An 8367-nucleotide genomic window follows, 5' to 3' on the forward strand; every position below is an offset into this window, starting at 1 on the left:
ATGAGTGTTAGAAAATTTGAATAAGACACACCTAAAATAAACAAGTCTTGTCTTACATAGTGCTTTACAACGCTTATTTGCAAGTTTTGTTTAAATTTGTTCCGACATTGAAAAATAAACAATCAAGAATAATTAGCCTTTACCGATAGAGGTTTGACTTATAGTAAAGTTATGAAACTGACTATAAAAACGCCACAGATTATTACTGAGGCAGGAAAACAAACAGAAAATCTGGACTATGTGTTGCCTGGAACAGTAGAAAATCTGTCCCTTTCCAGGCTATTTATTCTTTGTGACGGAATTGGACCAACCCGAAAGGGAAACAATGTAGCACGTCTTACCGGCAATTTGTTTTACGAATACATCACGCATATCAATCCGCCTAAACAAAGATTAGGTCAGGTATATATAAACGATGCATTAAGATATGTAGAACGAAAACTTTGGAATGAAATAAAAGACAACAACCTAAAGCAGGGCATGGGTTGTAGTATGTTGTTGATGTATATCAATGCAGACGATTCTATTTCTGTCGCCTGGGTTGGAAACATCCGCGCCTATCATGTGCGGGAAAAACAAATTATTTTTGAAACGGAGGATCATTTAACAGTTCTTCGCGAAAACGGGAGAAATATTGCAGTCGAACCAAGAATAATTTCGGGAATTGAGCCTGCCTGGGCTAGTGTTTCTATCATTTCTGATATTCAAACTAACGACTATTTTTTGCTTTGTACTCAAGGGATATATGAAACTTTTGACAACAGGAACATTAAATATCTGCTTTCCCAAGGAGATGGCTCTGATAATACCAATGCAGCTATTGCTGATAAAATGAGAGAACTTTGTTTGCAAAACTGGGAAGATGATTTTACGTTTGTCTTAATAGGAATTAAAGAGGGAATAACTGTACCTCAGGCAATTTCAAATTCAATTGGTTCAAATATAACCGAAAATTCAAAATCTCAGAATGCGCTGCGATTAGATCATCTTCCGAGCGGAATTATCCGAAAAAAAGACAAAAAGAACTATCAATCCAATAAACGCCCCTTGTTTTCAGGTAGTGGAGGCGGGTTAGGATCTTCCACTCCAACAAAAGCCGGTATCATTGTTTTATTGATAGTTTTGGCTATTATCACAGCTTTTGCCTATAAGTTTTTTATATCAAAACCGGAAGATGTTTTTAAAAACCATCTCACAAAAGCAGATACTTTTTTTGAAAACGGTAATTATGAAGATGCGATTGAGCACTATACTAACGCATTGTCTATCAAACTGCCGGACTCTTCCTCTTTTCCTGTCATCCGGGAAAAAATAAAATTAACTAAACTCGCTTTGCTTGAAAAACAAGCAGAACAATTGTTTAATGTACAAAATTGGGTGAAAGCCAAGGCCAAATATGTTGAAATTCTCAAAATTACTCCGGAAGATACACTGATAAGCCAACAGATAGAGGTACTTGAGCAAACCATTGATTTTGAAAAACAGAATCTCATTTCAAAAGCAGATACTTTATTTAACCTGAAAGATTACGAAAGTTCCAAGCAATTGCTCTATGAAGCTTTATATTATGATCAAACAAATGAAAAAATTTTGGAACAAATTAATCTTTGCAATCAGTTTCTTAATACCCAAACCGTCAGCATGTCTGTTGCCGTCAATATGGCTGTAAAAATGGATTCTTTAGGTGAATTTAAAGCTAATCGTTTGTCAATATTCACAACAAAACCAAATCTTACAGTTTTAGAATCTGGTGATATTTATGAACATGAGCCAAACCCGGAAAATATCTATACCACTCCTATTCCAGTTTCGATTGAATATTCGACTAATAAATTTAACGAATTGGTAAAGAAGGGAGATGATGCAATGCAATCGGCCGACTTTGAAACTGCCAAACTCAGATATACGGAAGCTCTGACACATAAAAGATCCGCTGAAATAGAAGCAAAACTAAACAGCATTGAACAAGCAGGATTTACCAAAAAATATCACGAAATAATTTCACTTGCCGATAATGCATATAACAAAGGCACTTTTGAAACAGCAAGAAATTTTTACTTAGAGGCTTTGAAATACAAGTCAAATGACGATTATGCTACCAATAGAGCAGAAGAATGTAATGAAAAACTTGCTGCCTCTACAAGTTCGGCACAAGTCAAAACTGAAAAATATAACCGTTTGATTGAAGAAGCAAACGCAGCATTTAATGAACAAAACTATTCAACAGCAAAAAATAAATTTAAAGAGGCTTTACAGATTTCGACTGCAGATATTACCAATATCAATGCAAAAATAGCAGAATGTGAAAGCCGGATAGAAAACTTGCAATCTGACAGTTCCTCTAAAAAATTGAAGAAAGCTGAAAAAATATGTAAATCCGATAATTTTGGACTAGAATGTTATAACCACCTGAAACAAAACAAACTTCTTTATACCATAGACCCCCAAATACTGCTCAATTTGAGCCGGTTTTTTGAATCATCAGACCCTGAAAAATCTCGCGAGTGTTTGAACATTGCAAATAACAGAAAAGAATAACACCGCAATATTCAGAGGGTTATTACCCCAAAAGTTATGATAAAATTTAAAATTTTTTCAGTCCTTTTTATTGTTCTTTTTTTGACATCTAACTGTTCAGATTCCGGTTCAGAACAAACCGACCTTCAGGGCAGGGAGATTAAACTAAAAAAAGGTATGCAAAAAGTAACCTTCCCTTCAACAGATGGACTAAATATTACAGCAAATTTATTTCATGCAGGGGCCAATCTTGTTCCAATTGTTGTTTGTCATCAAGCCAATTCGAGTAAAGAAGAATATACTGAACCTGCAAAAAAACTGAATGAAATGGGTTTTAATGTTTTGGCTGTTGACTTACGTGCAGGAGGCAGTTTAATTCCCGGGGGAAAAAATGAAACAGCAGAATTAGCAAAACAACAGGGTAAAATGCAGAACTATATCAATGCAATACCTGATATGGAAGCAGCAATTGATTATATGTATAATCAATACAAAAAACCGGTTGTTTTAGTTGGCAGTTCTTATTCCGCTTCATTGGCTTTAAAAATAGCAGCCGAAAATCAAAAAGTAAGAGCAGTTGTTGCTTTTAGTCCGGGAGAGTATTTTGTCGGAACTGAATCTGAAACTTTCATTCAGGATATTATGCAGGATATCCATAAACCTATTTTCATAACTTCTTCAAGAAAAGAGGTCGGACAGGCTAAATTGTTTTTCGATCTTGCTACTTCAGGAGTTAAAGATTTGTATGTTCCCGCAGAAGAAGGTATGCATGGGTCAAGAGTATTATGGGAAAGCACACAGGGGAATGCAGGATATTGGAAAGCATTTTCCGATTTCCTGAATAAGGTTAGATAACAATGTAAAATCATTGTTAAAATATTCCGGATAAAATTTACTTGATAAAATCTGTGGAATTCAAGTATCTAAGCAAGATTTTCAAATTCTCGCAACCTTTGGCGTTTATTTTCTGGTATGGGCTGTGTGGCTTCTGTTTGATAGTTAAATCCTACTAATATAGTTGTGGCCGTAGTTGCTATCACTGTTCTACCGTTTCTTTCGGTGGTAATACAATATTGAAGGGTAAAACTTTTGTTGCCGATATGCGAGCATCGCACATAAACTTTTGGTTTATCGCTCAAAATCAAGGCTATTTTAAAATCTATGGTTGCACTTGCCAAAATCATACCATCAGTTTGCCAGTCCCACTGAATACATTCATGCAGATAATGTGTTCGCGCCTGTTCTAAATAAGTCAGATATACCGAATTGTTGACATGATTCAAGGCATCTAAATCTCTCCAACGGATGTCAATTGTTATATGATATTTAAAATCTTCCGGAGAAACACTCATAAAAGGCAAAATATTAGTGGTTGATAAAATCGGCCAGCAAACGATGAAAATGATGAACTCCCTGTTCTCGTTTAGGTGAGTAGCGGCCGGTTTGATATACTCTTGATTGGATACCGCGCTGAACTCCTTCTACCACAAACTCATCTTCGCGTTCAACTTTATCCAACAAAGCACCGGCACCTTTGTTTAACTTACTGTGGTCATAAACAAAGGTCAGAAAAGAAACACGAGTTCTTTCTGGGCTAATTGGTATAACTATATTTACCGATAATCCCCATGGATAAAAATTAAACATAGTGTTTGGAAATATCCAAAAATAATAGGCAGCGACCTGTTTTCCAGAGTCCGGATGATTTTTGGAGAAATTAAAAGTGTCTTCTTTGCCTGAGGCATATCCTTTCTGAACGCTAAAATATTGATCAGTTTCTACTGTGTAATTTCCATAATCAAGAGTATTGTTCAAATCTTTATGTACATAAGGAATATGGAATCCTTCGAGATAGTTTTCACAATATAAAGCCCAATGTGCATGAACTAAATATTCTTTGCTAAGTGAGGGCTCAAAAACAAACTCTTTGAGTGGTAAAAAACCGGTTAGCACTCTTATTTTTTCAATAACAGGAGATAAAGGGAATGCCGGTTGAATAGCTGTAAACAAAAATTGCTCCCAGTTTTCTAAAGGAAACTGAAACAAATGATCGCAAGGACGCGGAAAATTTTGGGCTTCCTGAAATTCAGGCATTGATTCAAATCTGCCATCAAGACTAAACCGGCGACCATGATACCTGCATATTAGTTTTGTCATCGAAGATGGATGATGAACCAGAATATTAGCCCGATGTGTACAAACATTGCTTAGAAGCTTAAGACTTCCTGTTTTGTTTCGCACCAACAATAATGGTTCATTCAGACAATGCTCCAACAAACGGAAAGGGAACACAGATTCATGTAAATCAACGAGTTCATCTGTACCAATATACTGCCAGGTTCTGGTAAAAACCTTTTCAATAGTCAGGTCGAACATCTGAGGGTTTTTATAAAACCAGGCCGGTAGTGTTTCTGCCTGACTGATATCAGGGTGAACGTTCAGTTGATCCATGGAATGTGATCTTTATCGGTATTCATTAGGGAAAAGCTAAAAAGGCAGTAAAACAAACCAAAAAGGCAAACTAACATTTAAGCATTTTAATAAATAATTCATTTCCCATTCTGGGTTCAATTGAGTTATAACAAAGCTCCATAGTTTCTATTTTAAAAAAAGGGCTAAACAATTCCTTATATTCCACAATATTTCCTCCAAAAGGCGGTTTATCTTCATTCAAAGGGATATTAAACAACAAACCAACTAATTTACCACCTTTTATAAGCAAATCCGAAATCTTTTGAACATAACTTGTTCTAAGTACAGGATTTAAGGCGCAAAAAAATGTTTGCTCAATAATCAGGTCATATTTTGCGTTATGGTTGAAAAAATCTTCAAAAAGTAGTTGCTCATCGGGAAAAGAAGGAAAGTTTCTTTTAAAAAGTTTTAATGGTTCATTAGCCCAATCCAATAAAAATACTTTTTTAAAACCATTTTCAAAAAGATATGCAGCTTCATAAGCATTACCACATCCCGGAATTAAGATCCGTAAATCTTTATTTTCAAGTCCGTCAAAATATGTTTTTAACGGAGTACTTACCGAACCTATGTCCCAACCGGTATTGTTTTCCTGATACCTTTTTTCCCAATATTCTGCGTTTAAGTTTACCATGGCGGTAAAAATCGTACATTTGCTACTCTAATCCAAACAACAAAGAAATTATTTAAATTTAAAACAACCTAAAATGGACAACAACAGGCAATATTTGTATTTAGGCATCATAGCCGTTTTACTTTTGTTAAATCTATTTTTACTTTACAAAAATCAGAGTTTAAAAAGTAAAAACAAAGCAACTGTTACCACCTTAGAAACCGAAAAATCGGATTTACAGGCTGAGTTTGACAAAACCATTGCAGAAATGGAGCAATACAAATCGGAAGTTGAAGAAAAAACAAGTGCAATGACTGACTTGGAAGGTCAGATTGAAACCCAAAAGGCCGAAATTGCACGAATACTTTCTAAAGGCAACGCCACAAGTAAAGAATTGTCTCAGGCTAGGACTCTGATTGCGTCTTTAAGAAGTTCGACAGAAGACTATAAAAAACAAATCGAAGCGCTAACTTTTCAAAACCAGCAATTACAACAGGAAAACACCGGGCTAAAAACTACGGTTAGCGAAAAAGAACAGGCAATCATGGAAAAGGAAACCAATATTGCGCAGTTGGAAACAGAAAAATCAGAGCTGACTTCAGCAAAACAAGCTTTATCCGAGCAATCAGACCAGTTAAGTCAAACAGTAAAACGTGGATCAGTTATGCAGGCTGCCAATATCAGTGGTTCTGCCATTGATGTTAGAAAAAGCGGTAAAGAAGTAACTACAAGCAAGGCAAAACGGACGGACCAACTTAAAGTCTGTTTTGATATTTTGCGCAATCCCATTGCAAAACCAGGGAAAAAGGAAGTAATGTTGCGCATCATCAGCCCACAGGGAGATGTTTTGTCAGTTGAGTCAATGGGTTCCGGTGTTTTTACAAATGGGGATAGTGGTGAACAAATGAAATACACTACCAAAGCCGCGATTGACTATCAAAATCAATCTGAAAACTATTGTATGTATTGGGAGCAAAATTCAGGTTTTTTGAAAGGCAATTATACCGCTGAAGTTTATAACGATAACTATTTAATTGGTAGCGGTGCTTTTACTATAAAATAATTTGCTCTAACAGGCAACTGTATTTATTACCGCCAAAGAATATCCGTAATATTTAATTTTTGTGCTGATATAGTTCCAGCACAATCGGCTTGCTGTCAAAAGATTTTATTTTTATGAAATCTTTTGACAGCATTTCTTTTTCAAATAAAGTGAAATCATTGCTGACGTTGGAATATAAAACAAATTCCGAATTCTTTACCGCTCGTTTTGATTTGTTTATAAATTGAAAGCCGTTAAATTCGTTCAAATGAGTATATTTTTTACCGGCAAGCATAGGAAATGCAGAAGTAACCCGATCAGGAGAGATGGATGATTGTTCTATAAAATTATTAACCTGCTCTTTTGCTTTAAAATAGGGGAGAGCTGCCAAAGTAGAATCCCACCCATTTGCTATTGGAAATGGATAAATCCAAAGATGGCCACTCAATAGACCCGCAAAAACAGATACCGTCAAAGTAGTTTTTAGAATCCTGCTTTTTATGCCTGAAACAAAAGAAAACAGCAAAATACCGGATAGCAAATAAATTATTAAAAAGTATCGGTGTAAAATTGGCGTATTTCTAAATACTAAAAATGGAAGAAGGAGGAAAAATAAAATACATATTGTGCCCCAAAGTAAATATTGCTCTTTGGTGATCGTTGTTTTTTTTATAAAAACTCTGCCTAAAAACACAAATAATGGTATCCAGATAAAAATCCTGCCTTGATCCACCATTCGCCAAACAACAACCAGCATATTTTTACCAAACTCTTTAAAAGTAACCATCCGGTATTGTTCTGACCAGTTATTGTTCATGTAGTTATCTGTAACAAACCCTGTATGATAAAAATGATAGGAAAACCAAACCATCAGTAAAATTATCAAAGGTAAATAGAAAGGCAGGACAGAAGCCGCCCTTTTAACCCCAAACCTATTGCTGTTAAAAAAAAGGAAATGACAAAAACCTATTCCAATTGATAAAATAATGCCCCGTAAACTAAGCATAGATAAGATTGGCAATAGAAAATAGAGCCACTTAACTTTGCCCGAAAAAAGGCTATAAACACATAACAAAGTTATACTTAACAAGGCAATATCAATTCCTGCAAATGCTATCTGTGATAACAAAGAAGGTTCTGCAACTAATATGAACAAGACAAAAATTAAAAACGAAGTATTACCAATTACCTTTTTGCATATTCCTGAAAAAGCAAATACAATACCGACTACAAAAGGAAAAATTGCCCAATGGCTTGAAACCAAACTTTTCCCAAAAATTTTCCAGACAATGGCTAAATACAATCCATAAAAAGGAGGGTGACCTGCATCTAAAGCTGAAGGTAGAATTAGTGTGGAATAGCCGTTTTCATAAAAATGTTGAGCATATCTTGATGATAATAAAACATTGTCCCAAAAAAATGGCAATTCAGAAGAAAGGTATATTATTATAACATATAAAAAAATATAAAGGGAACTATTCAATTCGCGGTTTCTAAAAAATCGGTTCATAAAGAAATTTAGCATCTTAAAATTATTTTAGTTACACTTATCTTATGAATAAAGAAGGAACCAATATTCTGAAATTTGCAATAATTTCATTATAAAAAAATGTAAATACCACTTCAGTTTCTAAAAAAAACCACCCCTAATCCCTCCGAGGAGCGGAATTTAAAGACTTTTGCCAGAAATTGATGATTCAAAATTAAATCATAGTTGGTAGAA

At 34.9% G+C, this 8367-nt stretch carries 7 protein-coding genes; 3 read left to right on the forward strand and 4 right to left on the reverse strand.

Features of this window, described 5'->3' with window-relative positions:
* The first annotated feature begins 171 nt into the window (after nt 1-171).
* Together IPM47_13125 and IPM47_13130 are read left to right on the forward strand one after the other, a co-directional pair.
* Nucleotides 172-2538, forward strand: a complete 2367-nt coding sequence (locus IPM47_13125) for a protein serine/threonine phosphatase 2C family protein (protein QQS27815.1) — start codon at nt 172-174, stop codon at nt 2536-2538.
* A 156-nt stretch (nt 2539-2694) separates the two neighbouring features.
* Nucleotides 2695-3372: a dienelactone hydrolase family protein gene (locus tag IPM47_13130; GenBank protein QQS27816.1), complete on the forward strand. Its 678-nt coding sequence runs from the start codon at nt 2695-2697 to the stop codon at nt 3370-3372.
* 68 nt (nt 3373-3440) lie between these two features.
* On the opposite strand, the gene IPM47_13135 is transcribed toward IPM47_13130, so the two are convergent.
* The 3 genes from IPM47_13135 to IPM47_13145 form a co-directional block, all read right to left on the reverse strand.
* A complete protein-coding gene (locus IPM47_13135; protein ID QQS27817.1) occupies nt 3441-3869 on the reverse strand; it encodes an acyl-CoA thioesterase in 429 nt (142 codons plus the stop codon).
* Between the two features lie 13 nt (nt 3870-3882).
* The gene (locus tag IPM47_13140) at nt 3883-4968 is read right to left on the reverse strand and encodes a Rieske 2Fe-2S domain-containing protein (protein ID QQS27818.1); all 1086 of its coding nucleotides are present in this window, start codon (nt 4966-4968) and stop codon (nt 3883-3885) included.
* A 70-nt stretch (nt 4969-5038) separates the two neighbouring features.
* Nucleotides 5039-5623: an SAM-dependent methyltransferase gene (locus IPM47_13145; GenBank protein QQS27819.1), complete on the reverse strand. Its 585-nt coding sequence runs from the start codon at nt 5621-5623 to the stop codon at nt 5039-5041.
* Nucleotides 5624-5696: 73 nt separating this feature from the next.
* On the opposite strand from IPM47_13145, the gene IPM47_13150 reads away from it, so the two are divergent.
* Nucleotides 5697-6665, forward strand: coding sequence for a hypothetical protein (locus IPM47_13150; GenBank protein QQS27820.1), 969 nt, complete (start codon nt 5697-5699; stop codon nt 6663-6665).
* A 52-nt stretch (nt 6666-6717) separates the two neighbouring features.
* Here the strand turns inward: IPM47_13150 and IPM47_13155 are convergent, their stop codons facing one another.
* Nucleotides 6718-8154 carry a hypothetical protein gene (locus IPM47_13155; GenBank protein QQS27821.1) on the reverse strand — a complete coding sequence of 479 codons (1437 nt, stop codon included), beginning with the start codon at nt 8152-8154 and terminating at the stop codon, nt 6718-6720.
* Between the last annotated feature and the right edge of the window lie 213 nt (nt 8155-8367).

This window comes from Sphingobacteriales bacterium, assembly GCA_016700115.1.
Lineage (GTDB): Bacteria > Bacteroidota > Bacteroidia > Chitinophagales > UBA2359 > UBA2359.

What these genes read in the sequence shown, in the direction of transcription:
- IPM47_13155 (QQS27821.1), bottom strand. Translation starts at nt 8,154, where the DNA reads ATGAACCGATTTTTTAGAAACCGCGAATTGAATAGTTCCCTTTATATT.
- IPM47_13150 (QQS27820.1), top strand. Translation starts at nt 5,697, where the DNA reads ATGGACAACAACAGGCAATATTTGTATTTAGGCATCATAGCCGTTTTA.
- IPM47_13130 (QQS27816.1), top strand. Translation starts at nt 2,695, where the DNA reads ATGCAAAAAGTAACCTTCCCTTCAACAGATGGACTAAATATTACAGCA.
- IPM47_13145 (QQS27819.1), bottom strand. Translation starts at nt 5,623, where the DNA reads ATGGTAAACTTAAACGCAGAATATTGGGAAAAAAGGTATCAGGAAAAC.
- IPM47_13135 (QQS27817.1), bottom strand. Translation starts at nt 3,869, where the DNA reads ATGAGTGTTTCTCCGGAAGATTTTAAATATCATATAACAATTGACATC.
- IPM47_13140 (QQS27818.1), bottom strand. Translation starts at nt 4,968, where the DNA reads ATGGATCAACTGAACGTTCACCCTGATATCAGTCAGGCAGAAACACTA.
- IPM47_13125 (QQS27815.1), top strand. Translation starts at nt 172, where the DNA reads ATGAAACTGACTATAAAAACGCCACAGATTATTACTGAGGCAGGAAAA.